We start from the raw sequence: 26,443 nt of genomic DNA, 5'->3' as shown, positions 1-26,443 counted from the left end.
CAATAGTCCCTCTCCCCAAAGGGGCGAGGGATGGTTTGCTCCCTCTCCCTGTGGAAGAGGGCCGGGGTGAGGGCATCAGAGCGTACGTTTTCCCAACGGCACCACCAGCGGTGTTCCCGCTACCGGATCGTCAATAATCATGCAGCGCATGCCGTAGATCCGCTCGATCAACGCGGGCGTTACAATCTCTTTCGGCGCGCCCTGCGCCACAATCTCACCCTCACGCAGCGCAATTAAATGCGTGGCGTAGCGGCATGCCTGGTTTAGATCATGCAGCACCGCCGCGAGGGTATAGCCCTGGGTGCGATTTAGCTCGCTGAGAAGTTCCAGCAGATCAATCTGATGGCTAATATCAAGCCAGGTTGTCGGTTCGTCCAGCAGCATAATGGCGGTTTCCTGCGCCAGCACCATGGCGATCCACGCCCGCTGGCGCTGCCCGCCGGAGAGGGTGTCCACGCTTTGCCGGGCAAGTTCGGTCATGCCCGTGGCCTGCATCGCTCTGTTTACCGCCTCGTCGTCCTCTTTTCGCCAGCGGGTAAACAGCGGCTGGTGCGGGTAGCGCCCACGCGCAACCAGCTCCTGTACCGTGATATCGCCCGGCGTGGTGGCGTTTTGCGCCAGCAGCCCGATGCGCCGCGCGACCTCTTTGCTGGCAAAGCGCTGGATCTGCTCGCCGTCAAGAAACACGCTGCCCTCGGCTGGCGTCATCAGGCGGCTGAGTGTGCGCAACAGCGTTGATTTACCGCAGCCGTTCGGGCCGATAATCGCCGTAAAGTGGCCGTCTGGAATGGCGACGGTCAGATCGCGGGCAATGATTTTTTTGCCATACCCAAGGGTGAGATTTTCGCCGCGCAAGCGGGCTGCTAAGTCTGTCATTTCTTGCGTGACTCCTGAACGAGCAAGACGATGAGGTAAATCCCGCCAAGACTGACGGTCACCACGCCTACAGGCAGTTGATAAGGCATGAAGAGCCGCTGGGCGCAGAGATCGGCGGCCAGCAGTAAGAGCGCCCCGCACAGCGCCGCCTGGGTCAGACCCCATCGCGCGGTGCCGCTAAGACGCCGCGCAATATGAGGAGCGACCAGGGCGATAAACGAGATCGGACCGGCAATGGCCGTAGACGCGGCGGTAAGCAACACCGCCACCAGCATCAGCATCAGGCGCGAGCGCTCCACGCTCACACCCAGCGCGCAGGCGCTGTCATCGCCCATCTCCAGCAGGCGCATACGTCGCACCAGCAGCAGGGCGCCAATAAACATCAGTAAAATCAGCGGCGCGGCGGGCCAGACTTTGCTCCATGTCAGGCCGTTGAGGGAACCGGCATACCACAGCCCGGCGGAGAGCGCGGTCTCCAGCGAGGCCTGCAGCAGCAGCCAGGTGTTAAAGGCCATCAGCATCGCGCGTATACCAATACCGATGATAATCAATCTGAAGGTGTCGATACCGTTGCGCCAGGCCAGCGCCCAGATAACCAGCGACGCCAAAATGCCCCCCGCCATCGCCGTAAAGGTCATCGCTGTCTGGTGCTGACCAAACAGCACCATCGCCACCAGCACGCCGGTCCAGGCTCCGGTGTTCAGGCCCATTACGTCCGGGCTGCCGAGCGGATTGCGCATCAGCGACTGGAATAGTGCGCCACTCACGCCGAGCGCTGCCCCCACCAGAATAGCCATCGCCACCCGCGGCAATCGCCATTCGGTGACGACCAGGGTGATAGCGCGCGGCGAGCGGCCGATAAGCGCATTGAGGACCTGGGTAAAATCGAGCGTCACCGCGCCGCTGCAGAGGCTCCAGACCGCCAGCATCACTATAGCGATAGCCAGCAGGGAGACGCAGGTGACTAAACGACGGGACGGGGTCATCATGCGCCACCTCCGCGTTTACGGCGTACCAGGAAGATCAGCACCGGCGCGCCGATAAAGGCACTCACCACCGAGACACGCAGTTCACCCGGCACCAGTAAACGGCCCAGAACATCGGCAAACAGCAGCAGGGCAGGCGTTGCCAGTAGCGTAACGGGCAGCGACCAGCGATGATCTGCCCCGACCAGCCAGCGTGACATATGCGGCATCATTAAGCCTATAAAGGCTATCGGGCCGACCACCGCCGTCGCACTGCCGCACAGCACGGTGATGATAAGCAGCCCGGTTAACTGCGTACGTGCCACACGGTTACCAAGCGCGGTAGCGGTGTCGCTTCCCAGGCTCAGGCTGTTCAGCGACCGGCTTAAAAACAGCGCCACGGCGGCGGCGATAACCACCGGGATCGCGACGACATTAAGCGTTTCGAGGGTGCGGATATCCAGTGAACCGGCCTGCCAGAAGCGTAGTTGGTCATAAACATCAGGATTAAGCAGGGCGATGCCGTTGGATAACCCCTCCAGCACGGCCGCCAGCGCCACGCCCGCCAGCGTTAAGCGTACCGGACTCAACTGACCGCCGCCCTGGCTGCCGGTAAACGCCACTACCAGCGAGGCTGTCAGCGCCCCGCAAAAGGCCATCACCAACTGTTCAGAAGGAGAGGTAAAACCGAACATTGCCGCACCCAGTACAATGGCGAAACTGGCTCCGGCGTTAACGCCGAGAATACCAGGGTCGGCGAGTGGGTTACGGGTGAGGGTTTGCATCAGGGCACCGGCAAGGCCGAGCGCGCCACCGGCCAGTAGCCCGGCAAGGGTGCGGGGTAGACGGGCATCCAGCACAATGATGCAGTCAGCGCTCTGACAGGTGCCGGAGAATGCATCGACAATCACGGAAGCGGGCAGCGGTTTCGCGCCAACCAGCAGGCTGAGCGCAATCGCAAGGATCAACACGAGCAATAAAACGGGCACGGTAATGGCGCGCACTGCAGAAGAGGAAAACGACATAGCAACATCCATGATTTGATAATGATAGTAATTATCGTTATCTATCTTATTTGGCTATGTTAGCATGTGCCGCCATGGAATTGGTATAAAAGAAACCGGACAAGGCCTTGTAATGACCCAAAAATCCTGGCTGCTCAACCTCAGCCTGCTCAAGACGCACCCGGCGTTTCGCGCCGTTTTTATCGCCCGCTTCATCTCCATTTTGTCCCTTGGCCTGCTTGGCGTCGCCGTGCCGGTGCAGATCCAGACGATGACCCACTCCAGCTGGCTGGTGGGATTGGCGGTAACCTTAACTGGTGGGGCGATGTTTATCGGTCTGATGGTGGGCGGCGTGCTGGCGGACCGCTACGAACGTAAAACGCTGATCCTGCTGGCACGCGGCACCTGCGGCGTAGGGTTTATTGGGCTGTGTCTGAACGCCATGTTGCCGGAACCGTCATTAATGGCGATTTACGTACTGGGATTATGGGATGGTTTCTTTGCCTCCTTAGGGGTGACGGCGCTGCTGGCGGCAACGCCTGCACTGGTCGGGCGTGAAAATCTGTTGCAGGCCGGCGCCATAACTATGCTTACCGTGCGTCTGGGTTCGGTCTTATCGCCGATGGTCGGGGGGGTACTGCTGGCAACCGGCAATGTGGCCTGGAACTACGGGCTGGCGGCGGCGGGAACCTTTATCACCACGCTGACGTTATTGCGCCTGCCGCGGCTACCGCCGCCGCCGCAGCCGCGCGAGCATCCGCTGAAATCGTTGATGGCGGCTATCCGTTTTCTGTTCAGCAACCCGCTGATCGGCGGCATTGCCTTAATCGGCGCGCTGCTGACGATGGCGAGCGCCGTGCGCGTGCTTTATCCCGCTCTGGCGGGGGAGTGGCAGATGAGCGCCTCGGAGATTGGCGTGCTGTATGCCGCCATTCCGCTCGGTGCGGCGTGTGGGGCGCTGACCAGCGGTAATCTGGCGCAAAGTGCCCGTCCGGGGCTGATTATGCTGCTGGCAACGCTGGTCTCGTTTATCGCTATTGGGATGTTTAGCCTGATGCCGGTGTGGGCGCTGGGGGTGATGTGCCTGGTGATTTTCGGCTGGCTGAGCGCCACCAGTTCATTGCTGCAGTACACCCTGATTCAGACCCAGACGCCGGAAGGCATGCTCGGGCGTATTAATGGCCTGTGGACGGCGCAAAACGTGACGGGTGATGCGATTGGCGCGGCGATCCTCGGTGGCCTGGGCGCGATAATGACGCCGGTGGCCTCGGCAAGCAGCAGCGGCTTTGTATTAGCCATCGCTGGCGTGATATTGCTGGTGGTATTGGCGGAACTGCGTCGCTTCAGGCAGGAGGTTGTGTTGCACGACGGTGCGGCCTGATGCTCTTATCCCGCCCTCTCCCAACGGGGAGAGAGCGGGAAAATGCCTATCTAAACAACGCATTCAGTCTGTCCAGTATCAGCATTGCGCTGTAATAATCCAGACGGAACGTCTCGGTTCCCAGCGCCCAGACGCGTTTGTTTTTCACTGACGGCAAATGCGCCAGCAACGGGTTAGCGTAAATCGCATCCACATCTTTCTGGTCGCCAGCAAACACTATCAACCCTTCGCCGGTAAGCCCCGTCGCCAGATTTTCCCCACCCAACTGGATAATGTCGTGGCGTTTGCCCTGGCTTTTTGAGGTGTGCAGTCCGGCCGGCAGTTCTGCCAGCGTGAAACCGAGCTGGTGCAGCAGCTTGCCCTGCGCGGATTCTGCGGTCCACAGGTTCGCCGTATGCGCGGCGGCGGTGTAGACGATGGCATTCACCGGCTGCGGCGGCAGCGTCATCTGCTGTTTCACCTGCGCGAGCTGTTTATCAAATTCCGCGATCCTCTCGCTGGCCTGTTTTTCCTGGCCGGTAATCGTTCCCAACTGCGTCAGCAACGCCTGCCAGCTTTTATCGTCGTAATTGATCACCAGCGTCGGCGCGATGGTGGAAAGCTGATCGTAAAGCGCCAGCGCGGAATCGCCCCCGGTGGCGCTGATCAAAATCAGATCCGGCATCTGAGCGGCAACCGCTTCGGCGCTTGGCTCACCAATGTAGAGTCGCGCCAGCTTACGCTTTTTCGCGACGTCGCCCCACTGACGTAAAAAGCCCTGTGCATCCGCCACGCGGTTGTTTGGCGTTGTTGCCCCGCTGGCAATAACCGGGGCGTCAATCGCCAGCAGGGAGCCGGTTAAGGTCACGCTGGTGGAGACAATACGCGTCGGTTTGCTTTCAAGGGTGTGCACACCGTGGTTGTCGGTCACCTGACGCGGCCAGTCTGCGGCCCAGGCTGAGGTAAGTCCTAAAACAAAAAGTCCTGATAAAAGAAGGGCATTACGGCAAATGGCAGGGAGTTTCACAACGCGGCATCCTGTTTTTGTTGAAGTTAATGCTTCTCATTTTCATGATTGCGCTGACGGGATGCAAGTTTTAGTCGCACAAGTTGTTCGCTCTGTGGTTGACACCGGAGCGCAGTGGGATTAGGTTAGCCGTCGAAAAATATAAATGATAATCATTATTACTGCCTTTATCATTTCAGGAGGATGATATGGATACGTCATTGGCTGAGGACATCACGCACACCGCGACTACGCTGCAATCAGACAGCTTCTTCTTTATGTCGCCTTATCGCAGTTTTTCTACGTCGGGCTGCTTTGCCCGTTTCTCTGAATCCGCCGTGGGCGGTGACGATCCGGCTGGTCATTTTCAGCAAAAATTAGCCCAGGCCTTTAAGAACGCGAAAGCCAGTGGCATCGCCCACCCGATCATGGTGGGAGCTATTCCGTTCGATACCCGTAAACCGTCGTCGCTGTTTATTCCGCAAAACTGGCAAACATTTTCGCGCCCGGCGCGTCAGCAGTCCTCGCGTTATTATTCCGGTGCACAGGCGCTGAACGTGGAGAAACGCACGGAGATCCCGCCGCAGCCGGTATTCGAAGAGATGGTGGCTCGCGCGGCAGCTCTGACCGCCACGCCACGGGTAAACAAGGTAGTGCTGTCGCGCCTGATTGATATCGCGACTGACAAAACCGTGGATAGCGGCGCCCTGCTGGAGCGTCTTATTGCGCAAAACCCGGCGAGCTTTAACTTCCACGTTCCGCTGGAAGATGGTGGCGTGCTGCTTGGCGCAAGCCCGGAGCTGCTGTTGCGAAAAGAGGGGGCGCATTTTAGCTCCCTGCCGCTGGCAGGCTCTGCGCGCCGTCAGCCGGACGATGTACTGGATCGCGAAGCGGGCAATAAATTGCTGGCATCGGAAAAAGATCGCCACGAACACGACCTGGTAACCCAGGCGATGAGGGCGATTCTGGCGCCGCGCAGTCACCACCTCAGCATGCCGTCTTCCCCGCAACTGGTAACCACGCCGACGCTGTGGCATCTGGCGACGCCGGTAGAAGGCGAGGCGCGTGAAAACGAGAACGCATTAACGCTGGCCTGTCTGCTGCATCCGACTCCTGCGCTGAGCGGTTTCCCGCATCAGGCGGCAAAACAGCTGATTGCTGAACTGGAGCCGTTCGATCGCGAACTGTTCGGCGGCATCGTCGGCTGGTGTGACAGCGAAGGCAACGGCGAGTGGGTGGTGACCATCCGCTGCGCGCGTCTTGGTGACAAATCCGTGCGCCTGTTTGCCGGCGCGGGCATCGTACCCGCCTCTTCGCCACAAGGGGAGTGGCGCGAAACCGGCGTCAAGCTCTCCACCATGCTCAACGTTTTTGGTTTGCACTAAGGACTACTTATGACCCTTCCCTTTACCCGTTGGCCCGAGGATTTTGCCCGGCGTTACCGTGAAAAAGGCTACTGGCAGGATCTGCCGTTAACCCACATCCTGACCGATCGCGCGCACAGCGATGCCGTGGCGATTATCGACGGTGAACGGCACATCACCTACCGCGCGTTTAATCAGGCGGTGGTCAACCTGGCATCATCGCTCCAGGCGCAGGGGCTACAGCACGGCGAGACGGCGCTGGTGCAGCTCGGCAACGTGGCGGAATTCTACATCACCTTCTTCGCGCTACTGCACATTGGCGTTGCGCCAGTTAACGCGTTGTTCAGCCATCAACGCAGCGAGTTGAACGCTTACGCCTTGCAGATTAAACCCGCGCTGCTGATTGCCGATCGCGACCATACGCTATTCGCGGGCGATGATTTCCTCAAGACCTTCGTGGACGAACATCGCTCGGTGCGCGTTGTACTGCTGCGCGGCGATAAAGATCAGTATGCCCTGGACGCGGCGATTGCCCGCCCGGCGGATAACCTCATCCCGAACCCGACGCCCGCTGACGAAGTGGCCTTTTTCCAGCTCTCCGGCGGCAGTACCGGCACGCCAAAGCTGATCCCGCGTACGCACAATGATTATGACTACAGTATCCGTCGCAGCAACGAGATTTGCGGTATTACCGCTGAAACCCGTTACCTGAACGCGCTGCCAGCGGCGCACAACTACGCTATGAGTTCGCCGGGTTCGCTGGGTATTTTCACCGCAGGGGGCTGTGTGGTGCTGGCGAACGATCCGAGCGCCACGCTCTGCTTTCCGCTGATTGAAAAGCATCAGATTAACGTCACCTCACTGGTGCCTCCGGCGGTCAGCCTGTGGCTGCAGGCGATTGCCGAAGGCGCGGGCAATGGCCAGCTTACCTCGCTGACGCTGCTGCAGGTGGGGGGCGCACGCCTGTCCGCCACGCTCGCTGCACGCATTCCGGCTGAGATTGGCTGCCAGCTACAGCAGGTATTTGGCATGGCGGAAGGGCTGGTGAACTACACCGCCCTCGACGATACGCCAGCACGCATCATCAACACTCAGGGCCGCCCGATGTGCGCGGATGACGAAGTATGGGTGGCAGATGAAAAGGGTAATCCGCTGCCGCGCGGCGAAGTCGGGCGTTTGATGACGCGCGGGCCCTATACCTTCCGCGGCTATTTCAACAGCCCGGAACACAACGCCAGCGCCTTTGATGCCAACGGTTTTTATTGTTCCGGCGATCTTATCGCCATTGATGAGCAGGGCTATATCACCGTGCAGGGGCGTGAGAAAGATCAGATCAACCGCGGTGGCGAGAAGATCGCGGCGGAAGAGATTGAAAACCTGCTGCTGCGCCATGAGTCGGTGATCCACGCCGCGCTGGTGAGCATGGAGGACAGCCTGCTGGGCGAAAAGAGCTGCGCGTACCTGGTGGTGAAACAGCCGCTGCGCGCGGTGGAAGTGCGTCGCTTCCTGCGCGAGCAGGGCGTTGCAGAATTCAAACTGCCGGACCGCGTGGAGAGCGTTGATGCGCTCCCGTTAACGCCCGTCGGCAAAGTCGATAAGAAACAGTTGCGCCTGTGGCTGGCTGAACGCGCCCAGGGCTGAGGATAAGAGTATGGCCATTCCAAAATTAACCGCTTACGCACTGCCCGTTGCCGCAGACTTGCCGACCAACAAAGTGAACTGGGCCTTCGAACCCGAACGCGCGGCGCTGTTGATCCACGACATGCAGGAGTATTTCCTCAATTTCTGGGGTGAAAATAGCGCGATGATGCAGCAGGTGGTGGCGAATATCGCCAGGCTGCGCGCTTACTGCAAAGAGCATAACATCCCGGTTTACTACACCGCGCAGCCGAAAGAGCAGAGCGATGAAGACCGTGCCCTGTTAAACGACATGTGGGGACCGGGCCTGACCCGCTCTCCTGAGCTGCAGCGTATTGTGGCAGAGCTGGCGCCGGACGACACCGATACCGTGTTGGTGAAGTGGCGCTACAGCGCATTCCACCGCTCGCCGCTGGAGCAGATGCTGAAAGAGACCGGTCGCAACCAGCTACTGATCGTCGGCGTTTACGCGCACATCGGCTGTATGACCACCGCGACCGACGCGTTTATGCGCGATATTAAACCGTTCTTTATCGCCGACGCGCTGGCGGATTTCACCCGTGACGAGCACCTTATGTCGCTCAACTACGTGGCGGGACGTTGCGGGCGCGTGGTGATGGCCGACGAACTGCTGCCGTCCGTTCCGGCATCCAAAGCGGCGCTGCGTGAACTGGTGCTGCCGCTGCTGGATGAATCCGACGAGCCGATGGATGACGAGAACCTGATCGACTACGGTCTGGACTCCGTGCGCATGATGGCGCTGGCTGCGCGCTGGCGCAAAGTGCACGGCGATATCGATTTCGTGATGCTGGCTAAAAAACCGACCCTCGACGCCTGGTGGGCGCTGCTTTCCCGCGAGGTGAAATGATGGCGGGATTCGATTTCAGCGGTAAAACCGTCTGGGTAACGGGCGCGGGCAAGGGGATAGGCTATGCCAGCGCGCTGGCGTTTGTGCAAGCCGGTGCGCAGGTGACCGGGTTCGATCTGGCGTTCCCGCAGAGCGATTACCCGTTTGCCACCGAAACGCTGAACGTGGCGGATGCCGCGCAGGTTCGTGAGGTTTGCGCTCGTTTGCTGAGCCACGTTGATCGTCTGGACGTGCTGGTGAACGCCGCGGGTATTTTGCGTATGGGCCCAACGGATGAACTCTCGCCTGAGGACTGGCAACAGACGTTTGCGGTCAACGTTGGCGGGGCGTTTAACCTGTTCCAGCAGACGATGGGCCAGTTCCGTCGTCAACAGGGCGGGGCGATTGTCACCGTGGCATCTGACGCCGCGCACACGCCGCGTATCGGCATGAGCGCCTATGGCGCATCGAAGGCGGCGCTGAAAAGCCTGGCCCTGACCGTTGGCCTGGAGCTGGCGGGCAGCGGCGTGCGCTGTAACCTGGTGTCACCGGGTTCCACCGATACCGATATGCAGCGCACCCTGTGGAACAGTGATGATGCTGAACAGCGGCGTATTCGCGGTTTTGGCGAGCAGTTTAAGCTCGGAATACCGCTGGGTAAAATCGCCCGTCCGCAGGAGATTGCCAGTACCGTGCTGTTTCTTGCTTCCGATGCTGCCAGCCATATCACCCTGCAGGATATCGTAGTGGACGGCGGCTCTACGCTGGGGGCTTAGATGATCTGGAAACGTCACTTATCGCCTGAAGAACTTAATGCCACCAGTCTCAACACCATGGTGGCGCATCTTGGTATTGTCTATACCCGCATCGGCGACGATACGCTGGAAGCGGAAATGCCGGTGGATGCGCGGACGCATCAACCCTTTGGCCTGCTGCACGGCGGAGCCTCTGCCGCACTGGCGGAAACCCTAGGCTCAATGGCCGGTTTTCTAATGACCCGCGACGGGCAGAATGTGGTAGGAACGGAGCTGAACGCGACGCACCACCGCGCGGTATCCCAGGGCAAGGTGCGCGGGGTATGTCAGCCGCTACATCTGGGCCGTTCCACCCAGAGCTGGGAGATAGTGGTATTCGATGAGCAGGGACGGCGCTGCTGTACCTGTCGGTTGAGCACCATGGTGCTGGGGTAGGGTTGTGGGGGGATTCCCCCCACAACCCTAATCCTCCCTTTTGAGATTGGAATAGCGCAGAGCAGATAAGGGAATATCAGGGTGTGGTGGTAGCGTGCTGGTGATCGACCTGAGGAAAAAGTCGATCACCAGGGGTAAAACATGTTAAGAAAAGTTCACCCTATCCCCGGATCGTACAGGGGTGAGGGGAAACACGTTCAGAGCATTGAAACAATCCGCTTCAACAACCGAATTCGCGGCGCAATCGATGCCTTGTCCAGCCACTCGGCAGGGCTGTGGAAACCCGCGCCAATAGGCCCAAAGCCATCGAGCGTCGGGATGCCCAGCGCGGCAGTGTGATTGGCATCACTACCGCCACCAACCGCCTGCCAGGTGATGGGGATACCTTCAGCTTTTCCGGCGGCTTCCACCTGCTGCATCAGTGCTTGCGTCTCTTCACTGGTCGCCATTGCCGGTTTGTGATTTACCCGCGTCAGGGTGGTGGTTACCCCGTCTAAAAAACCTTTTTCGCACAAGGCTTCCAGCGCCTGGTTTACCCGATCGTACTCATCGTTTTCCCAGAAGCGGACGTCAAGTTCAGCAAGGGCTTTATCCGCCACTACGTTGGCCGCACTGCCGCCATGGATCACCCCGACGTTGAGCGTGGTACCGCGCTCAACGTCGGTCAGTGCCGTAATGGCCGTCACGCTGTTTGCCAGCGCGATAATGGCCGAGCGACCTTTTTCCGGGTCGTTACCTGCATGTGCCGCCACGCCGTTGAAGGTGAGGTGATAGCCCGCCATGCCCTTGCGGGCTTTTACCAGCGACCCGTCGGCACGGGCGGCTTCACATACCAGCACGCAGCGAGAACGTTTTGCCAGCTCGCCAATCCATTGATGGGAATGGACCGAGCCGGTCTCTTCGTCCGGATTCATCGCCACGGCAATGGCCAGCCTTTCTTTATCGGCGCTATCCAGCTCGCGCATCGCCCACAGAATATTCAGTAAGCCACTCTTCATATCCGATACCCCTGGGCCGTAAAGTCGGGTGTCGTCTTCACTCAACGGGCGTTCGGCGACGGTTCCGGGGGCAAACACGGTATCGAGATGGCCGACCAGCAGCACGTCAAATTGCGCGGCCTGGGGCTTATTGCTGACAAAGACCCCCGGGCCAACCTGGCAGCCCAGATCCACCTGTTCGGCGTGCCAGCCTTCACGCTGCCAGAGCTGTTGTATTATCCCGCCTACGGTCGCCACGCCGGCAAGGGTCTGTGTACCGCAGTCTACGTTGACCAGCGTTTTCAGTTCTTCAATGTAATGGTCCAGATTCATGAGGGTGTCCTGTTCAGAGAATAATGCGCATCAGCAGCATGGCTAAGAAAGCGTTGACGACCGAAAGGGCGATCATCAGCGGAATACGTTTGGCACGGGTACCGATAACGCCCAAAATGCGTCCGAGATACTGTACCTGTGAGCCCATCAGGTAGATGGCCGGGGCGAGGATCGCCAGGTGTTCCCCGCTGAGAATGCCTTTATCAAACAGGCCAATAGCGACGCCAATCCCGCCGCCCATTGACATCCAGCCGCCAATCAGCACCGCCGCCGCTTCACCCGGCAGGCCAAACAGCCCCATCAGCGGGGCGAAAATCATGCCCAACCCTTTCAGCGCACCCGTGATTTCCAGGGCCTTGATGATGATAAAGGCCATCACCACGTTGGGCAGGGTGCTGCTGGTGGCAATGCTCCAGCCCTTGCGCGCGCCTTCGACGAAGACATCCGTGATAACGGGATTAGATTGCGGGGCACTCATACGGCGTCTCCTTTACCAGTGAACGTCAGGATCAGGCGCAACAGATTCGCGCCGACAATTTTCATAATGAACATCACGGCAACACAGGCACCGATGGAGGTGGGAACCGCCGCCGTACCATCGACAGCAATCAGCGTAAACAGGATCGCGCCGGAGGAGAAAAAGTTAGTGATCATCGCCCCGGCGGAGAACTGGAACATGGCAAAAACGTCTTTCTCTTTTTCACTGATTTGTCCTTCATCCGCCAGATTGCGGGTGAGGGAGGCGCCAACGTCGGTACTTTGCAGGCTGCCAATCAGCGCCAGCCCGGCGGTGCCGGGGATACCCAACAAGGGGCGCAGGAGTGGGGTTAACAACGTGCGCGCGGCACGTAACGCACCGTAGTGTTCCAGCACGTTGATCATCCCCAGGGCAAACATTACCGCCGGAATAAGCCCCAGCGCAAACAGAAAGCCGTCCATCGCGCCGCTGCCGCCGGTGCCGCGAAAGGCACTGGTGGCGGTGGTCAGGGTGCCATCGTCCAGGCTGGCCCTGCTGACCACCTTGCCAAAGGCCCCGTTGAGGGTGGTGAAATCAAAAACGCCATACCACTCCTTGCCGCCTAACAGGCCGGAGAAGAAAACGGCAGCGAAAGCCAGCGCAAAGTACGCGCCGGGTCCAACTTTCTGTTCCTGAGGTACTGAACTGTTCATATCGTTTTCCTTGTAAACGCGTCAGTGCGCAGGTTCATTCTGGCGGGGCGTTGTGCAAAAAAGATGATACACATCATTTCATAAGGCGGTGCGAGGATAAAAAAAGCAAATATGTGATCGCTGACAGCGCAAAAGTGATCGACTTAACAATGTGGTGTAAATGTCTGGTTTGACCACACACTATTGCGTTTCAAAGTTGTTAAATTTTTGCCGTTGTTCTAGAAACAAAATGTAACATCTCACTGTTTCACTACCACGGGCACCATTTATGAATAACTCAGGGAAATACCTAATATGGGCAGTGCTCTCCGTTGTGGGTGCCTTTGCCCTGGGCTATATCGCCCTTAACCGGGGGGAGCAGATTAATGCGCTATGGATTGTCGTTGCCTCCGTCTGCGTGTATTTGATCGCGTATCGTTTTTATGGCCGCTATATCGCTAAAAACGTGCTGGGGGTGGACGCCACGCGGATGACGCCTGCCGTTCGGCATAATGACGGCCTGGACTATGTTCCTACTGACAAAAAAGTCCTTTTTGGGCACCACTTTGCGGCAATCGCCGGAGCAGGTCCCCTGGTGGGACCGGTGCTGGCGGCGCAGATGGGCTACCTGCCGGGGATGATCTGGATCCTCGCAGGCGTGGTGCTGGCCGGCGCCGTACAGGACTTTATGGTGCTGTTTGTTTCCACCCGCCGCGACGGCCGCTCGCTGGGCGAGCTGGTGAAAGAGGAGATGGGCGCTACCGCCGGGGTCATCGCTCTGGTGGCGACCTTTATGATCATGGTCATTATCCTTGCGGTACTGGCGATGATCGTCGTGAAAGCCTTGACCCACAGCCCGTGGGGAACCTATACCGTCGCCTTCACCATTCCGCTAGCGCTGTTTATGGGGATTTATATTCGCTATTTGCGCCCCGGGCGCATTGGCGAAGTGTCGGTAATGGGTCTGGTATTGCTGGTGTTCGCGATTATCTCCGGCGGCTGGGTGGCAGAAAGCCCTACCTGGGCGCCGTTTTTCGATTTCACCGGCGTACAGCTAACCTGGATGCTGGTGGGCTACGGTTTTGTGGCCGCGGTGCTGCCGGTGTGGCTGCTGCTGGCCCCGCGTGATTACCTCTCAACCTTCCTGAAAATAGGCACCATCGTCGGTCTGGCAATCGGCATATTGATTATGCGCCCGACCCTGACCATGCCAGCGTTGACGAAATTTATTGACGGAACCGGCCCGGTCTGGACCGGCAACATGTTCCCGTTCCTGTTTATTACCATCGCCTGTGGAGCTGTGTCTGGCTTCCACGCGCTGATTGCCTCTGGAACTACGCCGAAGATGCTGACCAATGAAAATCAGGCCTGCCTGATTGGTTACGGTGGCATGTTGATGGAGTCCTTCGTGGCGATTATGGCGCTGGTGGCGGCCTGTATTATCGACCCGGGCGTCTACTTCGCAATGAACAGCCCGATGGCGGTACTGGCTCCTGCCGGAACCGTCGACGTGGTGGCCTCCGCCGCGCAGGTGGTGAGCGGTTGGGGCTTTGCAATCACCCCCGAGACCTTGATCCACATCGCCAGTGAGGTGGGCGAGCAGTCGATCATCTCCCGCGCTGGCGGTGCGCCGACGCTGGCGGTGGGGATGGCCTACATTCTGCACGGCGCGCTGGGCGGGCTGATGGATGTGTCGTTCTGGTATCACTTCGCCATTCTGTTTGAAGCGCTGTTTATCCTGACGGCGGTAGACGCGGGAACGCGAGCGGCGCGCTTTATGCTACAGGATCTGCTGGGGGTTATCTCCCCGAACCTGAAACGTACCGATTCGCTCCCGGCTAACCTGCTGGCCACCGCGCTGTGCGTGCTGGCATGGGGCTATTTTCTGCATCAGGGGGTGGTCGATCCGCTGGGCGGTATTAATACCCTGTGGCCGCTGTTCGGTATCGCCAACCAGATGCTGGCGGGAATGGCCCTGATGCTGTGCGCCGTGGTGCTATTCAAAATGAAGCGCCAGCGTTATGCGTGGGTCGCGTTACTGCCAACGGCGTGGCTGCTGGTGTGTACACTGACCGCAGGCTGGCAGAAAGCCTTTAGCCCGGACAATAAAGTGGGCTTCCTGGCTATTGCTAATAAATTCCAGGCGATGATCGACAGCGGAACTATTCCAGCGCAGTATACGCAAGCACAGCTGTCGCAACTGGTGTTTAATAACCGTCTGGATGCCGGGCTGACCCTCTTCTTTATGGTGGTGGTCGTGGTGCTGGCGTTGTATTCTCTCAAGACCGCGCTGGCGGCGTTGAAAGAAGACAGGCCGACGGCGAAAGAGACACCGTATGAGCCGATGCCTGAGAACCTGGACGCGATAGTGAGCCAGGCGAAAGGGGCGCATTAACATAGTCAATTCCCCCCCGCACTCCGACCCTCTCCCCTATGGCGGAAGGGGGAGGGTGAGGGGCAATAACTGAGAAACAGATATGTTCGACACCCTTTCCAAAGCAGGTAAATATTTAGGCCAGGCCGCTAAAATGATGATCGGCGTGCCGGATTACGATAACTACGTCGAGCATATGCGCGTCAATCACCCTGACCAAACGCCAATGACCTATGAAGCATTTTTCCGCGATCGGCAGGACGCCCGTTACGGCAGTAAGGGTGGGCCGAAATGCTGTTAACCCTCTTTTGGTAAATAGAGGCTGATCTGCTCCTGTTTACAGCCGTAGATTGCCGCCAGCTTTTCACGGGTGCGCTATTGGTTGAAGGTCTCGACCTTTTCAAACGCGGCGCACCTCGGGGCTTAACGCAACCGCCAGAGCGTGAATTGACGCCACCGGGCGCAGCGTGTGGGCAATCCCGTGTCCAGTTTATTGTGATTGTTGATAATGATGTCCAACCCGCGCAGGCTGGTCGGCAGAGTAAGGCACCATCTGCCCGGGCAGGCCAGAAGTGGCGGGGTGCTGGTGGTGACTGCGCCGAACAGGATGAGGTATACGCGTCCCAGTCGCCCGCAGGTTATTCAGTCGAGCGATGTGTTTGTCGATGCGCAGGGGTTATCTACAGCACGGATTATAACGGCGGGCTGTCGGTGGGGTGAGCGTATTTTGATGTCCGCACTCAACTGTACTGCCGCACCCGCGCCACCAGCTCTTCGGGGCTGTCGATACGCCCGGCAATCACGATGAGCGCCTTCCCAAGCGTTATCGCGTGGCGCAAGCATTCGTGGCGCATGGCGTCGTCATGAATGGTATCGATATCCGCCACGTGCGACAGCCCTACGCTGCGACGAATCAGCTCGGTACCGCAGAAACCGATGGCATCCTGCCACACTTTTTTCAGGAACGCAGAGGCATAGCCCGGCGTGCTGAGTGCGGCGTCGCGCGTTTTTTCGTTTGCCAGCGTCTGAAAACGTTCTGCGAAAGTATTCCACAGTTCCTGAATGTCGGTCAGGCGCTGTTCGCGGGCGGCGGCGGCATCGCGAATGCCGAGATGTCCCGGCAGGCCGCAGAAGTTCAGCAGCAGGTTGCCTATCGCAGTCCCCACGTCAAAGCCAATCGGGCCGAAATAACCGAATTCGGCGTCAATGGCCTTCAGGCTGCTGGCGGCCACGAAAAGGGAGCCGCTGTGAATGTCTCCGTGCAATAGGGCTTCAGCCTGTGAGAAAAAGCGGTGCTTGAGGGACGCCACGGCAATCTTCAGTGGGGCATCGTCACGCAGGGCGGCTACATCGTTCTCCAGTTCGTCAGGGTAGTTGTTTCGCTCGTGGATCTGGTAGGGATCGTTAAAGAACAGGTCTTCGGTGATCTCACACATCTCCGGGTTGATGAAATTTGCTACCTGCGCTTTTTTCTCGTGCGGGTGCAGGTAAAAATCACTGGTATGGAACAGCGTGTGCGCAAGATACTCGCCCAACTGATGCACAGCCTGTGGATAATAGCGGTTAGTGATCAGTTCGCTGCGCCAGATGCTATGGCTGGAGAGGTCTTCCATCACCATCACCGCCAGCGCCGGGTCGAAGTGAGTGATTTTAACGGTATGTTGCGGGCTGTGCTTATAGTGCTCAATTAGCGTTTGTGCTTCCAGACGGGCGCGATCCAGCGTCAGGGGCCAGGACTCACCCACGCAGCGCACGTAAGGCAGCGCCTGCTTGACGATGATACGGCTCACGCCTGCGCTATCGAAAATTTTGAACACCAGATTGAGGTTTCCGTCGCCCACTTCCTGCGCCTCTACCAGCGATGATGGATTATCAAGGCCGCCAAACTGCCTCGCATACTCCACGGCGTCCTGGGCGGTAAAGGTACGGTAGCGCGACATGGGTTGTTCCTCACGGGTTTTGTTATAAAGACATGTAGACGTCTATACATCTGAATTGCATCCTGACACAATGTGCTACAGCAACGCAACCAGGAATTAACGACATGCAGACATTCCAGACGACCAGCCTGCGGATGGCGGGTAATCAGCTCTTCATTCTCGACCAGCAGGCGCTTGCGCAGGAGAAACGCTGGCTGGACGCCTCCACTACCGAGGCGCTCGTTGGGCACATTCACGCTTTACGCGTACGCGGCGCACCGCTGATTGGCCTCTCTGCAAGCCTGCTGCTGGCGCTGCTGGCCGAAAATGGAGCCAGCCGCGATGCGCTGGCCGTGGCGCTGGATACCTTGCGGGCATCTCGTCCGACCGCGGTGAACCTGATGAACAACCTTGATCGCATGAAGCGTGTGCTGGGGCAGGAGGACTTTGTTCCGGCGCTTACGGCCGAAGCATTACGTCTGATTGAAGAAGACAAACGGCTTTGTGACGCCATCGCGCAAGCGGGCAGCACGCTGGTGAAACCCGGCAGCCGCCTGTTGACCCATTGTAATACCGGCGGGCTGGCTACGGCGGGCGTCGGCACGGCGCTTGGGGTCATTTCGTGCGCGCACCAGCAGGGGAAGGTGAGCAACGTGTGGGTGGATGAGACGCGTCCGCTGTTGCAGGGTGGCAGATTAACCGCATGGGAACTTGGCGAGCTTGGCGTGCCCTATCAGCTGATCACCGATTCCATGGCCGCCAGCCTGATGGCGAAAGGGCAGGTAGACGCCGTGTGGGTGGGTGCCGATCGTATTGCGGCCAATGGCGATGTGGCCAACAAAATTGGTACTTATTCTCTGGCGGTGCTGGCGAAATTCCACGGTATTCCGTTCTACGTTGCCGCGCCGTATACCACGCTGGATCCGGCCTGCCCGAGCGGGGAGGCGATCCCCATTGAGCAGCGCGCAGCAAGCGAAGTGACGGGCGTGGCGGGTAGTTTTGGCGCGGTGCAGTGGGCACCCGAAGACGCGCAGGTCTATAACCCGGCCTTCGACGTTACGCCTGCGGCGCTGATTACCGGCTGGGTGCTGGATACGGGCGTGGTGCTGCCAGAAGAGGTTGAAAAAGGCGTGTTTATGGTGCGTGCGGTTTGATTCTCCCTCACACCAACACTGCGTACCGATCAGCAATGATGATGGTCAGGAATGTTCCAGGCATTAATTCAGATACCTGACCATCAACAAAGCAGCTTACGAAGGTCGCTACACGCCTCGTGAATTTTTATCTATTCAGCACGGGTGCTTTAGAATTGCTGTACTAAAATTTAGAAACGGTAGCCAACCCCAATATTAAACCCGTTGAAGGATATCTTATCATCGTACAATCGCGATCGACTGCCTTCATAACCTACATTAACGGACAGATTATCTGTCGGATTAATCGCTAGCCCGGCAGCATAGGCGAAGTTAGTAGAGGAGTCAGATTCACTCTTTGATCCAGTAACGCCAGACAGAGTCAACTCGACATTCGCTTTGGTGTAAGCCGTTCCCACCAAACCGTAAAGGCTTAAGTAGTCATTAATACGGTATGCTGGACCAGCAAGAATGGAATGATATTTGACATCGAGGTCGCCTTTAACAGAAAGTCCGTTAATATCACTGTAAAAAGTTTCATTATTACTATCCATATAGCTAAGTGAGCCAATAATGCTAACAGGAGAGTCCCATTCATAACGGTATTGGGCATTTACGCCTCGAAGGTTTTTAAAATCCTTAATATTGCTTTGTGCATATCCCATCGACACAGTATGGTTGTCAGCAAGCGCACCCGTGCTTACAAATAGTCCACTACATAATAATGCTGCGGCAATACTTTTTTTCATCATTGATAGCTCAGTGTTGTAATAAGTGAAATTTACTATCCATATTCGCAGGATGACGATATGGATTGCTGTAAAGGAAAATAAACGCCAGTCTTAATGTCGGGGGTATTATTAACATTTAGCATGGAAATGTTGATAAGGTGTTTAGCTTAGTTTGTTTCAGAGATGAAATGGGTGTGAATCAGCCTTTACTCTTATTGTGCGGGAGGGGCGGTGTAGATAATGGCATTGGTTTTAATCGGTTCGCGCGATTTGGATTTGGGATGCCCTCCTGCTGCAGGTAAATCAAAGCGCTCAACAGTCGCGACATGCAATATCACCGCCCTGAATAAACGGGTAATGAATATTCGGCAACGGCTGAATGCCCGCTCGACAAGCAGATAGTGCCGAAGGTGGAGTTTATGACTCAGGAGAGGAGCGTCTTGAAGTTGAGCGTTCGCTTGAACAGCTGAATTCGGAACTGATGGTACGGAAAGCTCAATTTAAGTGTCTGAAAGAGCAAGGTGAATCGTACTTTATCAAAGTGCAACGTGCATACCATGACAAGCTGAATGATGATGGCATTTATCAGGACGGTATAAACGGCGCTGAATTGTGGCCGTTCGGCTGACTTGTCCATCCGCCATAACGCCCGCTCTGGCTTCAGCACGTCCTCGGGGCTATTCCGCGTTCTGGCCTGGCCGTACCTGTTTAAGAACTTCACGCTGCGCGACCTCGTGGCGTTTTCTGGAAATTTATGGTCTCCCGGCCCGTATCGCCTACTACACGCAGGGGAGGACCGTATCAAAGGCCATGTTAGGCAGTATACTGACCAGCCTTGCGGACGGTAAATCCTCCACCAACGCGCGTCAGATGGAGGGCATGTTCACGAATCTTATCAGCCAACTGGCGGCGCTGAACGGCTACGGCACTAAAACCAGTAGTTCCTTTGACGATGGTACAAAGACGTCGTCATTCGCAGGAGCGCACACCCACACCGTGGCGATTGGCTCACATAGCCATACTGTCGCCATACCGGTTTATATCCACACGTTATCAGTGGCAACAGGAAGCGTGGGTAGTGGATCTGCACTAAGCGTTGTTAATAAATCCTGTCTTGTAGCGGTCTGGCGAAGAACGGCTTAACGGTCATATTTTTACTTAGAACGACGCCGCGTCAAACTTACTTAAGAGCATGTTTTTAATTCTTTTTAATTGGTAAAAGGAAACCTTTTTTTTCAGTCTGTTTATTGCCCGCCCTCTGGCCTTTGCAACACGTTCTCGCTCGGAGCCGATTGTAGAAGTGCCAGGCGCGGTGCAACAGCTTTTGATCACGGGTAAATCGCTACACCATATTTTTAGACCTACCAGGTCCCTGAATACTGTCCATCTGTCCGCCTCAAGTCTGACCGGCCTATTCGCATGTAAGAGCCTTCTGGCAGCTGCAAGGTTGATTACATAGCCGTGGCCGCCGCTTCCACATATCACCCTGTGAAATTGACGGTTAAGGCTGTCAGTCTTCTTGAGGGATCGGTTATATGAACAGTTCCCAGTCAAGAGCACCATTTCTGGGGTCTTCGTGCTTAATATTTCCTTTGCGCCAGCAAGGTAATCCTTGATAGAAGACGACAAAACAGCGTCATCCTCCAGTATCAGGGCCTGAGGGATGTTTTCGGCGTCCATAGTGGCATACACGCTTAAATGGCTTAACGCGCAACCAATCTCGCCCTGCGTTAACGCGCTATTTTCGTGGGATTCGACTATAACGCTCAAAAGATTTTGCGGGGTTTTTCGGCCATTGATGGCCGATATCACCTCATAGGAAAGATTATAATTTGCACACTGGGAAGTTACGGCCGACAAGCGCTCAGTTTCATTTACGAGATTGATTATAAAAATACGCATAATTTACCCACATAAAATCAAAGGTCGAATGCTAATCTGTGACTTTGTTTTTAGCAAGGCATATAAATTTGCGTTGAGAAAGACACGCATTACGAGCTTATATGTTGACGTTATAATCAATTCTGGACTGTCCAAAACCCGCAAATTTTTTCGTTTTAGGTAATCCATAATTGACCGTAAATAGTCCTGAAAATTTAGCCGCGCTACAGGCAATTGACGCGTGAGCAATTACGCTGACTCCTGGGTCATCAAAGACGACAAATTGTGCGGTTATAACCAATACCAGCCCGCAAATGCTGCTTTATGATCCGCAACGGTTATCACTCATTTTTTTTGAAACAGTGTATGTGGCTGCTCAAAAGGGATTTGACCTCAATGGCCAACTGTATACTGAAGCCATGAAATTGCTGTTGCCGATTGTCGACGCGGATGCAAACTATCCGTTATTAAATAATTTGGCTTACGGCAGTGAGACGCATCGGGATATTTCGAATCAGACATTGCGGGTTAAAACCGTTGGCCTTGAAGATATTATTGACGCCAGTGGTTTCCTGACCAAAACCTGGAGAGTCTGAAAGACATTCAATTTAAAAAACGCTGCTCACCTAAAATGATGTTTGCTATGCCAGTCGCGGATAGGCATCCGCTATCGCGTCGCCGGTAAACTGTGCGACCCATCCTTGCGGATTATCGAAAATGCGAATGGCGGTAAAATTCGGCTCGGAGCCTATATCAAACCAGTGCGGGGTGCCCGCTGGCACTGAGATCAGATCGTTTTTCTCGCACAATACCTGATACACCTCATTGCCAATGTGCAGACAGAATAGCCCTGCGCCTTCGACAAAGAAGCGCACTTCGTCTTCGCCGTGGGTATGCTCGTTGAGGAATTTCGCGCGCAGTGTCTCTTTTTGCGGGTTATCGGCGCGCAGGCCGATCACGTCCCAACTCTGGTAGCCTTTCTCAGCCACCAGTTTGTCGATCGCATGTTGATAGGCGTCGATCACCGCCTCGGGGGCAGGATCCCGGCCCATATCGCGGTCGGCCGCCCAGCGTTCAAAGCGTACGCCTTTGGCGCTGAGGCGTTGTGTGATCTCTGCCGCGTCGGTAGTGTGCCACTGATGCTGGCTCGGGTCTTTAACAGAAAAAACAGTTAATGCGCTCATGAAGGGATCTGCTCCGGATTAATCTCGTCAAACTGATGGACCTGATGGTGATGGCTTGCGCCGTCATCATCGCCGCGAATCAGCTGCAGGGTACGAAAACCTGCCTGTTCAGCAGCGTCCAGCTCCTGATGAATATCCGACAGGAACAGGATCAGCGACGGGGGGATGCCCGTTTGCGTCGCTATGTTCTGGTAAGACTGCACCTCGCGCTTGGCGCCGATATGCGTGTCAAAATAGCCGCTGAACAGATGAGTAATATCACCTTCGTCGCTGTAGCCAAATAACAATTTCTGCGCCGCAACGGAGCCAGAGGAATAAACATAGAGATCAATGCCTTGTGCCTTCCATTTTTCCAGCGCGGGCAGTACGTCCGGGTAAAGGTGGCCGGTAAAGTCGCCATTGACGTAGCCGTCCTGCCAGATGATGCCCTGCAGCGCCTTCAGCGCGGTCGATTTACGGTCTTCATCTATAAAGACGAGCAGAATATTGATAAGCTCGCTAACGCTGGCGTGCGCAGAGCCTGTTTCATCGCGCAGGTTATCCAGAATCGATTTGACCGGCTCGGCGTATTGCTGCGCGGTCACAAAGGTCGCCAGCCGCTCACGCGCATAGGGGAACAAAACATCATGGACAAAACAGATATCGCTGGTGGTCCCTTCAATATCCGTCACAATTGCGCGAATCATATTTTCTCCCGTTGTCGTAAACGCATTTCGCATTCAAAAAGGAATTCCAACCCTTCAAGATGACGGCGGGCTTCTGCCACATCGCGTCCCCAGCAGGTTAAGCCATGGCCGCGTAGAAGAAAACCATAATTAAGCGGACGTTCTTGCGCGTAACAGGCGATACGTGAGGCGAGGGCGTCGATATCCTGGTCGTTATCAAATACCGGGATGGTCAGGGTGTCCAGATGAGTCGTCTGCCCGCTAAGGGATTTTTGCATCTCAAAGCCGCTTATTCTCAGTTCCGGGCCTTTGACCAGCCGTGACAATACCGTGGCGTTGACGGTATGGACGTGCAATACGGCGCTGGCCTGAGGGTAAAGGCGATAAATAAGGGTGTGCAGCGCGGTTTCGGCCGACGGTTTGCGTTCTGACGGGGCGCGACTGGTGTCGATCTCTACCTGCATAAAATCGCGCGTGGTCAGGCTGCCTTTGTCTTTGCCGGATTCGCTGAGCCAGCAAAGGCGCTCATCATGACGCACCGACATATTGCCACCGGTGGCTGGCGCCCAACCTTTGGCACCTATCCAGCGGCAGGCCTCGACCAGTTGCGTGAGTTGCAGGTTGTCGGTCATTTCCTTTTACCCTCCCGGCCAGGAATAGTCATATTGTTTAGACGTCTAAGCGTCTTGATTGCCAAAGATTAACATCGTGTTATAGTGGCAGCAACATAAGTATTACAAGCAGGCCTAACGCAATGAGTAACAACCCATTGATTCCAGACAGTAAACTCCCCAATCTCGGTACTACTATTTTTTCCCGGATGAGCGCCCTGGCGCAGGAGCACAATGCCATTAATCTGTCGCAAGGCTTCCCGGATTTTGACGGTCCAGGCTATTTACAGGAGCGTCTGGCGTACCATGTTGCGCAGGGGGCGAATCAGTATGCTCCCATGACCGGGGCGCAAAGCTTGCGTGAAGCCATAGCCGATAAAACGGCTGAACTTTATGGTTATCAACCGGATGCCAACAGCGAGGTCACGGTAACCGCAGGTGCTACCGAAGCGCTGTACGCTGCGATCGCGGCCCTTGTGCGCACCGGGGATGAGGTGATCTGCTTTGAACCAGGCTATGACAGCTACGCGCCCGCGATAACACTCTCCGGCGGCGTGGTAAAACGCGTGGCGCTGCAGCCGCCGCACTTTCGTCCTGACTGGCAGGCGTTTGCGGCCTTACTGAGCGATAAAACCCGGCTGGTGATCCTCAATACGCCGCACAATCCGACGGCGACGGTGTGGCAGAAGAGCGATTTTACCGCCCTGTGGCAGGCCATCGCTGAGCATGAAATCTATGTTCTTAGCGACGAAGTGTATGAACATATCTGCTTTGCCGGGGAAGGACACGCCAGCGTGCTGGCGCATCCGCGGCTTCGTGAGCGCGCCATCGCCGTCTCATCATTCGGTAAAACCTACCACATGACCGGCTGGAAGGTGGGGTACTGCGTGGCGCCCGCTGCGATCGGGGCTGAGGTGCGTAAAGTTCACCAGTATCTGACCTTTTCCGTGAATACCCCTGCCCAACTGGCGCTGGCGGATATGCTGCGCGCTCAACCGGAACACTATCGCCAGTTGCCCGATTTCTACCGCTCCCGACGGGACCTGTTTGTGAATGCCTTAAGCCAAAGCCGTCTGGAAATATTGCCCTGCGAAGGGACTTACTTCCTGCTGGCCGACTACAGCGCAATTTCCAGCCTGGACGACGTGAGTTTCTGCCAGTGGCTGACCAAAGAGGCGGGCGTAGCGGCTATTCCGCTGTCAGTATTCTGCGCCGATCCTTTCCCGCATAAGCTGATTCGTCTGTGCTTTGCAAAACAGGCGTCAACGCTGCTGGCAGCGGCGGAGCGCTTAAACAAACTCTGATTATTTCACCGTCCAGGCTTGGGAATAGCGGCGGTCTGCAAAGAGCTCCAGCAGGCCGTTGATCTGCTTAAGGCGTAGCACTTCGTCACCGTCCATGCCAAGCTCCTTGCCAATTTTTGTGTCATCCCAGCCAAGCTGAAAAAGCTCACGCACCAGATCTGACATGGCGTTAATCTGGTGACGGCCACGTGCGCGATTGTGGCGAATGGTTGCCGCCATCCGGTCATGCTTTTTCTGTCGTTCTTTACGTAAGCAGGTGACCGGCATATAGCCTTTGAGCTGACGGGTTAACGCCGCCCGACTGGCAACGATATCGTGACGGTGAAAACCATCTACAATTTCGTAGTGTGAGGGGGTACTTTCCGTCACGACGATCGGCTGCGTGAATCCGTCCAGTTCCAGTGATTGAGTGAGCAAGCGTTTTTCCGGCGGCGCGACATTGTTGGGGTTGTAATCATTGGCACTAATCTCATCGTGTTTTATCCACAGTACACAGTCGATGGGCTGATTGTGAAAAGGGCTATTTTCGTGGATCGCCTGGCGAAAGGCGTTAATAGCTTCAATTTTTTGTTCTTCAGGAAGTGACTGAAGATAGCTTGCCATCTCTTTGATTAATCGTTGTTGCATAAGATCCCCCATTGCTGGCGTTTTGCTTTTATTCGTTCATTGTATAGCTGGTAATGCATGGGTTTGTTGGGACTGAATGAGAGTGCACGACACCAGTAATCGTTATTAAGTAACACTTTACAGATCCGTCGCCATGACGGAATATCTTTCGCGCCTGTATCGCTTTGCTGGAGGTCGGGAATATCAGGCATACCTTTTTTCTGATACCAGTGCAGGTAGATGGCGATTTTATTGCGGTAATGTTCTGCTGTTGCGTGCGGCATGCTGTCGAGAAGTAGCATGGCGTACTCGCGCCAGCAGAGGTGATCAGGTTTCAGAATTTTGCGATGCCCATAAAAATGATTGTCATGCCCGGCGTAGATACCGCCGCTGCGTACGCCGCTTACCCGTTCACACATCGCAGCCCAGCGTTCGGGTTCAATAACGTGGTAGAGCCACAGCCCCTGGCGCTGTTCCGGGCCAAAGGGTTCACAGATGCGCATATAACGCAGCGGTACGCCGGCCTGAAACATCAGCTCGTAAAGGGGATTATAACGACCACCCGTTTTCGCAAACCATGTCCAGATATCGGCGGTTTTCCAGTCGTAAAGCGGGTAGATGTACCAGGCATGCCCGCCCGGAGCGACGGTCGTCCAGGGTTTGTCATCGGCAAAACGCTGTTTTCGCGCGTTGGCAATAGTCAAAAAGCGGTTGTAAGATTCATCGGCGCGGATCCCTACCATCATTGCCGCCGGACGTTTTTGGGCAAACCAGTCAGAGAATGCACGGACAAAGGCTTCGAACGTCATCCCTGGCTGGTAAAAATCAAAATAGACGGGTTCCGTGATCGCATCTTCCGGCGGCTGGCGGACCCAGTTTTGACCCGGCTCCCAGCACTGCCATTCCGGCTGGAATTGTGACAGTGAATTTTGCGTGGTGAGCGGTAGGGCAACCCACCAGCACTTCTCAATAATATCGCCGTATTGCACGATCATTTTATTGACATGTTGAATAGTACAGGTGAACTGTGCTTCCCAGTCGATAAAAAGCAAGTGTATTTTTTTCCCTTTTCGCCTCGCCACCTGAGCCGTTAAGTGGAGCATGACGGTGGAATCTTTGCCGCCGGAAAAAGAAACGCAAACCTGTGGAAAATTCTCAAGCGTCCACGAGATACGCTCTGTGGCTGCTTCGAGGACATCTTTATTTATTGGGTGCTTATAAATTGACAATAGCAAGCTCCTCCTGGAAATAGATACCAAATCGTTGTGTCAATAAGAAAAGAGGATAATAGTAGTCAAACTAAAGGCGAGGGAACGAATAAATTGT

General features: G+C 56.2%; 29 protein-coding genes and 3 pseudogenes. 15 read left to right on the top strand and 17 right to left on the bottom strand.

Features of this window, described 5'->3' with window-relative positions; genetic code table 11:
- Nucleotides 1–75: 75 nt before the first annotated feature.
- Genes fepC through fepD form a run of 3 tightly spaced genes read right to left on the bottom strand, consistent with a single transcriptional unit; the run spans nucleotide 76 to nucleotide 2,866 of the window.
- Nucleotides 76–876: an iron-enterobactin ABC transporter ATP-binding protein gene (fepC, locus tag NL510_RS16715; protein WP_253378330.1), complete on the bottom strand. Its 801-nt coding sequence runs from the start codon at nucleotides 874–876 to the stop codon at nucleotides 76–78.
- A complete protein-coding gene (gene fepG, locus NL510_RS16710) occupies nucleotides 873–1,862 on the bottom strand; it encodes an iron-enterobactin ABC transporter permease (protein ID WP_253384974.1) in 990 nt (329 codons plus the stop codon). The genes fepC and fepG overlap by 4 nt, the downstream gene beginning before the upstream one ends.
- Nucleotides 1,862–2,866: a Fe(3+)-siderophore ABC transporter permease gene (fepD, locus tag NL510_RS16705; protein WP_253378322.1), complete on the bottom strand. Its 1,005-nt coding sequence runs from the start codon at nucleotides 2,864–2,866 to the stop codon at nucleotides 1,862–1,864. Before fepD ends, fepG begins: the two co-directional genes overlap by 1 nt.
- A 112-nt stretch (nucleotides 2,867–2,978) precedes the next feature.
- Between fepD and entS the strand changes: the two genes are divergently transcribed.
- Nucleotides 2,979–4,226 carry an enterobactin transporter EntS gene (gene entS, locus NL510_RS16700; RefSeq protein WP_253378320.1) on the top strand — a complete coding sequence of 416 codons (1,248 nt, stop codon included), beginning with the start codon at nucleotides 2,979–2,981 and terminating at the stop codon, nucleotides 4,224–4,226.
- Between the two features lie 46 nt (nucleotides 4,227–4,272).
- On the opposite strand, the gene fepB is transcribed toward entS, so the two are convergent.
- Nucleotides 4,273–5,232, bottom strand: coding sequence for a Fe2+-enterobactin ABC transporter substrate-binding protein (fepB, locus tag NL510_RS16695; RefSeq protein ID WP_253378318.1), 960 nt, complete (start codon nucleotides 5,230–5,232; stop codon nucleotides 4,273–4,275).
- Between the two features lie 188 nt (nucleotides 5,233–5,420).
- On the opposite strand from fepB, the gene entC reads away from it, so the two are divergent.
- From entC to entH, 5 genes are read left to right on the top strand one after another with little or no spacing between them, the layout of a single operon-like run.
- On the top strand, nucleotides 5,421–6,596 hold the full coding sequence (gene entC / locus NL510_RS16690) for an isochorismate synthase EntC (RefSeq protein ID WP_253378310.1): 1,176 nt from the start codon (nucleotides 5,421–5,423) through the stop codon (nucleotides 6,594–6,596).
- A gap of 9 nt (nucleotides 6,597–6,605) precedes the next feature.
- Nucleotides 6,606–8,216 carry a (2,3-dihydroxybenzoyl)adenylate synthase EntE gene (gene entE / locus NL510_RS16685; protein WP_253378308.1) on the top strand — a complete coding sequence of 537 codons (1,611 nt, stop codon included), beginning with the start codon at nucleotides 6,606–6,608 and terminating at the stop codon, nucleotides 8,214–8,216.
- Between the two features lie 10 nt (nucleotides 8,217–8,226).
- A complete protein-coding gene (locus NL510_RS16680) occupies nucleotides 8,227–9,081 on the top strand; it encodes an isochorismatase (RefSeq protein ID WP_253378298.1) in 855 nt (284 codons plus the stop codon).
- Nucleotides 9,081–9,836 (top strand): 2,3-dihydro-2,3-dihydroxybenzoate dehydrogenase EntA, encoded by a 756-nt coding sequence (entA, locus tag NL510_RS16675; protein ID WP_253384972.1) that lies wholly within the window; start codon nucleotides 9,081–9,083, stop codon nucleotides 9,834–9,836. The genes NL510_RS16680 and entA overlap by 1 nt, the downstream gene beginning before the upstream one ends.
- A complete protein-coding gene (entH, locus tag NL510_RS16670; RefSeq protein ID WP_253378291.1) occupies nucleotides 9,837–10,250 on the top strand; it encodes a proofreading thioesterase EntH in 414 nt (137 codons plus the stop codon).
- A gap of 197 nt (nucleotides 10,251–10,447) precedes the next feature.
- Here the strand turns inward: entH and NL510_RS16665 are convergent, their stop codons facing one another.
- The 3 genes from NL510_RS16665 to NL510_RS16655 are packed head-to-tail and all read right to left on the bottom strand — an operon-like array spanning nucleotide 10,448 to nucleotide 12,730.
- Nucleotides 10,448–11,560, bottom strand: a complete 1,113-nt coding sequence (locus NL510_RS16665; RefSeq protein ID WP_253378289.1) for a M20 family metallopeptidase — start codon at nucleotides 11,558–11,560, stop codon at nucleotides 10,448–10,450.
- Between the two features lie 13 nt (nucleotides 11,561–11,573).
- Entirely contained in the window at nucleotides 11,574–12,038 is a 465-nt protein-coding gene (locus NL510_RS16660; protein ID WP_253378287.1) for a YjiG family protein, read from the bottom strand.
- Nucleotides 12,035–12,730, bottom strand: coding sequence for a nucleoside recognition domain-containing protein (locus NL510_RS16655; RefSeq protein ID WP_253378285.1), 696 nt, complete (start codon nucleotides 12,728–12,730; stop codon nucleotides 12,035–12,037). Before NL510_RS16655 ends, NL510_RS16660 begins: the two co-directional genes overlap by 4 nt.
- A gap of 268 nt (nucleotides 12,731–12,998) precedes the next feature.
- On the opposite strand from NL510_RS16655, the gene cstA reads away from it, so the two are divergent.
- Nucleotides 12,999–15,104 (top strand): pyruvate/proton symporter CstA, encoded by a 2,106-nt coding sequence (gene cstA, locus NL510_RS16650; protein WP_253378283.1) that lies wholly within the window; start codon nucleotides 12,999–13,001, stop codon nucleotides 15,102–15,104.
- Nucleotides 15,105–15,186: 82 nt separating this feature from the next.
- Nucleotides 15,187–15,384, top strand: a complete 198-nt coding sequence (locus NL510_RS16645) for a YbdD/YjiX family protein (RefSeq protein WP_064325255.1) — start codon at nucleotides 15,187–15,189, stop codon at nucleotides 15,382–15,384.
- On the opposite strand, the pseudogene NL510_RS16640 reads toward NL510_RS16645, so the two are convergent.
- Together NL510_RS16640 and NL510_RS23090 are read right to left on the bottom strand one after the other, a co-directional pair.
- A pseudogene (locus NL510_RS16640) lies at nucleotides 15,381–15,458 on the bottom strand (helix-turn-helix domain-containing protein); the annotation flags it as partial. The gene NL510_RS16645 and the pseudogene NL510_RS16640 overlap by 4 nt on opposite strands.
- Nucleotides 15,459–15,623: pseudogene (locus NL510_RS23090) on the bottom strand (oxidoreductase); the annotation flags it as partial.
- Between the two features lie 37 nt (nucleotides 15,624–15,660).
- Between NL510_RS23090 and NL510_RS23165 the strand changes: the two are divergent.
- Nucleotides 15,661–15,803, top strand: a pseudogene (locus tag NL510_RS23165) (LVIVD repeat-containing protein); the annotation flags it as partial.
- A gap of 20 nt (nucleotides 15,804–15,823) precedes the next feature.
- Here the strand turns inward: NL510_RS23165 and mtnK are convergent.
- Nucleotides 15,824–17,023 (bottom strand): S-methyl-5-thioribose kinase, encoded by a 1,200-nt coding sequence (gene mtnK, locus NL510_RS16635; protein ID WP_253378281.1) that lies wholly within the window; start codon nucleotides 17,021–17,023, stop codon nucleotides 15,824–15,826.
- Between the two features lie 104 nt (nucleotides 17,024–17,127).
- Here mtnK and mtnA point away from each other — a divergent pair, with 104 nt between their 5' ends.
- Nucleotides 17,128–18,156: an S-methyl-5-thioribose-1-phosphate isomerase gene (mtnA, locus tag NL510_RS16630; protein ID WP_253378279.1), complete on the top strand. Its 1,029-nt coding sequence runs from the start codon at nucleotides 17,128–17,130 to the stop codon at nucleotides 18,154–18,156.
- Between the two features lie 170 nt (nucleotides 18,157–18,326).
- On the opposite strand, the gene NL510_RS16625 is transcribed toward mtnA, so the two are convergent.
- Nucleotides 18,327–18,887 carry an Ail/Lom family outer membrane beta-barrel protein gene (locus NL510_RS16625; RefSeq protein WP_253378277.1) on the bottom strand — a complete coding sequence of 187 codons (561 nt, stop codon included), beginning with the start codon at nucleotides 18,885–18,887 and terminating at the stop codon, nucleotides 18,327–18,329.
- A gap of 358 nt (nucleotides 18,888–19,245) precedes the next feature.
- On the opposite strand from NL510_RS16625, the gene NL510_RS23085 reads away from it, so the two are divergent.
- The 3 genes from NL510_RS23085 to NL510_RS23080 are packed head-to-tail and all read left to right on the top strand — an operon-like array spanning nucleotide 19,246 to nucleotide 20,009.
- Nucleotides 19,246–19,494: a hypothetical protein gene (locus NL510_RS23085; RefSeq protein WP_436298431.1), complete on the top strand. Its 249-nt coding sequence runs from the start codon at nucleotides 19,246–19,248 to the stop codon at nucleotides 19,492–19,494.
- A 1-nt stretch (nucleotide 19,495) separates the two neighbouring features.
- Nucleotides 19,496–19,714 (top strand): phage portal protein family protein, encoded by a 219-nt coding sequence (locus tag NL510_RS16620; protein WP_436298429.1) that lies wholly within the window; start codon nucleotides 19,496–19,498, stop codon nucleotides 19,712–19,714.
- Complete coding sequence (locus NL510_RS23080; protein WP_436298427.1) at nucleotides 19,677–20,009, top strand: hypothetical protein; 333 nt, start codon at nucleotides 19,677–19,679, stop codon at nucleotides 20,007–20,009. The genes NL510_RS16620 and NL510_RS23080 overlap by 38 nt, the downstream gene beginning before the upstream one ends.
- A gap of 15 nt (nucleotides 20,010–20,024) precedes the next feature.
- On the opposite strand, the gene NL510_RS16615 is transcribed toward NL510_RS23080, so the two are convergent.
- Complete coding sequence (locus NL510_RS16615; RefSeq protein ID WP_253378275.1) at nucleotides 20,025–20,768, bottom strand: glycosyltransferase family 25 protein; 744 nt, start codon at nucleotides 20,766–20,768, stop codon at nucleotides 20,025–20,027.
- 293 nt (nucleotides 20,769–21,061) lie between these two features.
- On the opposite strand from NL510_RS16615, the gene NL510_RS16610 reads away from it, so the two are divergent.
- The gene (locus NL510_RS16610) at nucleotides 21,062–21,343 is read left to right on the top strand and encodes a hypothetical protein (RefSeq protein ID WP_253378273.1); all 282 of its coding nucleotides are present in this window, start codon (nucleotides 21,062–21,064) and stop codon (nucleotides 21,341–21,343) included.
- A gap of 45 nt (nucleotides 21,344–21,388) precedes the next feature.
- Here NL510_RS16610 and NL510_RS16605 read toward each other — a convergent pair whose 3' ends face one another.
- Genes NL510_RS16605 through NL510_RS16595 form a run of 3 tightly spaced genes read right to left on the bottom strand, consistent with a single transcriptional unit; the run spans nucleotide 21,389 to nucleotide 23,228 of the window.
- A complete protein-coding gene (locus tag NL510_RS16605) occupies nucleotides 21,389–21,931 on the bottom strand; it encodes a 1,2-dihydroxy-3-keto-5-methylthiopentene dioxygenase (protein WP_253378270.1) in 543 nt (180 codons plus the stop codon).
- Nucleotides 21,928–22,617 carry an acireductone synthase gene (gene mtnC, locus NL510_RS16600; RefSeq protein ID WP_253378268.1) on the bottom strand — a complete coding sequence of 230 codons (690 nt, stop codon included), beginning with the start codon at nucleotides 22,615–22,617 and terminating at the stop codon, nucleotides 21,928–21,930. The genes NL510_RS16605 and mtnC overlap by 4 nt, the downstream gene beginning before the upstream one ends.
- A complete protein-coding gene (locus tag NL510_RS16595) occupies nucleotides 22,614–23,228 on the bottom strand; it encodes a methylthioribulose 1-phosphate dehydratase (protein ID WP_253378266.1) in 615 nt (204 codons plus the stop codon). Before NL510_RS16595 ends, mtnC begins: the two co-directional genes overlap by 4 nt.
- 122 nt (nucleotides 23,229–23,350) lie before the next feature.
- Between NL510_RS16595 and NL510_RS16590 the strand changes: the two genes are divergently transcribed.
- Nucleotides 23,351–24,511 (top strand): pyridoxal phosphate-dependent aminotransferase, encoded by a 1,161-nt coding sequence (locus NL510_RS16590; protein ID WP_253378264.1) that lies wholly within the window; start codon nucleotides 23,351–23,353, stop codon nucleotides 24,509–24,511.
- Here the strand turns inward: NL510_RS16590 and NL510_RS16585 are convergent, their stop codons facing one another.
- Together NL510_RS16585 and NL510_RS16580 are read right to left on the bottom strand one after the other, a co-directional pair.
- The gene (locus NL510_RS16585; protein WP_253378255.1) at nucleotides 24,512–25,138 is read right to left on the bottom strand and encodes an IbrB-like domain-containing protein; all 627 of its coding nucleotides are present in this window, start codon (nucleotides 25,136–25,138) and stop codon (nucleotides 24,512–24,514) included. It abuts the gene before it with no gap.
- Complete coding sequence (locus NL510_RS16580; RefSeq protein ID WP_253378253.1) at nucleotides 25,123–26,346, bottom strand: phosphoadenosine phosphosulfate reductase; 1,224 nt, start codon at nucleotides 26,344–26,346, stop codon at nucleotides 25,123–25,125. The genes NL510_RS16585 and NL510_RS16580 overlap by 16 nt, the downstream gene beginning before the upstream one ends.
- Nucleotides 26,347–26,443 lie beyond the last annotated feature (97 nt).

It is taken from the genome of unidentified bacterial endosymbiont (assembly GCF_918797525.1).
Classification (GTDB): Bacteria; Pseudomonadota; Gammaproteobacteria; order Enterobacterales; family Enterobacteriaceae; genus Enterobacter.
The sequence above is the reverse complement of the archived record's forward strand: the minus strand, read 5'-3'. Positions and strand labels throughout refer to the sequence as shown.

Excerpts from the sequence above, each read along its gene's own strand:
- fepC (WP_253378330.1), bottom strand. The coding sequence starts at position 876 with ATGACAGACTTAGCAGCCCGCTTGCGCGGCGAAAATCTCACCCTTGGG.
- fepG (WP_253384974.1), bottom strand. The coding sequence starts at position 1,862 with ATGACCCCGTCCCGTCGTTTAGTCACCTGCGTCTCCCTGCTGGCTATC.
- fepD (WP_253378322.1), bottom strand. The coding sequence starts at position 2,866 with ATGTCGTTTTCCTCTTCTGCAGTGCGCGCCATTACCGTGCCCGTTTTA.
- entS (WP_253378320.1), top strand. The coding sequence starts at position 2,979 with ATGACCCAAAAATCCTGGCTGCTCAACCTCAGCCTGCTCAAGACGCAC.
- entC (WP_253378310.1), top strand. The coding sequence starts at position 5,421 with ATGGATACGTCATTGGCTGAGGACATCACGCACACCGCGACTACGCTG.
- entE (WP_253378308.1), top strand. The coding sequence starts at position 6,606 with ATGACCCTTCCCTTTACCCGTTGGCCCGAGGATTTTGCCCGGCGTTAC.
- NL510_RS16680 (WP_253378298.1), top strand. The coding sequence starts at position 8,227 with ATGGCCATTCCAAAATTAACCGCTTACGCACTGCCCGTTGCCGCAGAC.
- entA (WP_253384972.1), top strand. The coding sequence starts at position 9,081 with ATGGCGGGATTCGATTTCAGCGGTAAAACCGTCTGGGTAACGGGCGCG.
- entH (WP_253378291.1), top strand. The coding sequence starts at position 9,837 with ATGATCTGGAAACGTCACTTATCGCCTGAAGAACTTAATGCCACCAGT.
- NL510_RS16665 (WP_253378289.1), bottom strand. The coding sequence starts at position 11,560 with ATGAATCTGGACCATTACATTGAAGAACTGAAAACGCTGGTCAACGTA.
- NL510_RS16660 (WP_253378287.1), bottom strand. The coding sequence starts at position 12,038 with ATGAGTGCCCCGCAATCTAATCCCGTTATCACGGATGTCTTCGTCGAA.
- NL510_RS16655 (WP_253378285.1), bottom strand. The coding sequence starts at position 12,730 with ATGAACAGTTCAGTACCTCAGGAACAGAAAGTTGGACCCGGCGCGTAC.
- cstA (WP_253378283.1), top strand. The coding sequence starts at position 12,999 with ATGAATAACTCAGGGAAATACCTAATATGGGCAGTGCTCTCCGTTGTG.
- NL510_RS16645 (WP_064325255.1), top strand. The coding sequence starts at position 15,187 with ATGTTCGACACCCTTTCCAAAGCAGGTAAATATTTAGGCCAGGCCGCT.
- mtnK (WP_253378281.1), bottom strand. The coding sequence starts at position 17,023 with ATGTCGCGCTACCGTACCTTTACCGCCCAGGACGCCGTGGAGTATGCG.
- mtnA (WP_253378279.1), top strand. The coding sequence starts at position 17,128 with ATGCAGACATTCCAGACGACCAGCCTGCGGATGGCGGGTAATCAGCTC.
- NL510_RS16625 (WP_253378277.1), bottom strand. The coding sequence starts at position 18,887 with ATGATGAAAAAAAGTATTGCCGCAGCATTATTATGTAGTGGACTATTT.
- NL510_RS23085 (WP_436298431.1), top strand. The coding sequence starts at position 19,246 with ATGCCCGCTCGACAAGCAGATAGTGCCGAAGGTGGAGTTTATGACTCA.
- NL510_RS23080 (WP_436298427.1), top strand. The coding sequence starts at position 19,677 with ATGTTAGGCAGTATACTGACCAGCCTTGCGGACGGTAAATCCTCCACC.
- NL510_RS16615 (WP_253378275.1), bottom strand. The coding sequence starts at position 20,768 with ATGCGTATTTTTATAATCAATCTCGTAAATGAAACTGAGCGCTTGTCG.
- NL510_RS16610 (WP_253378273.1), top strand. The coding sequence starts at position 21,062 with ATGCTGCTTTATGATCCGCAACGGTTATCACTCATTTTTTTTGAAACA.
- NL510_RS16605 (WP_253378270.1), bottom strand. The coding sequence starts at position 21,931 with ATGAGCGCATTAACTGTTTTTTCTGTTAAAGACCCGAGCCAGCATCAG.
- mtnC (WP_253378268.1), bottom strand. The coding sequence starts at position 22,617 with ATGATTCGCGCAATTGTGACGGATATTGAAGGGACCACCAGCGATATC.
- NL510_RS16595 (WP_253378266.1), bottom strand. The coding sequence starts at position 23,228 with ATGACCGACAACCTGCAACTCACGCAACTGGTCGAGGCCTGCCGCTGG.
- NL510_RS16590 (WP_253378264.1), top strand. The coding sequence starts at position 23,351 with ATGAGTAACAACCCATTGATTCCAGACAGTAAACTCCCCAATCTCGGT.
- NL510_RS16585 (WP_253378255.1), bottom strand. The coding sequence starts at position 25,138 with ATGCAACAACGATTAATCAAAGAGATGGCAAGCTATCTTCAGTCACTT.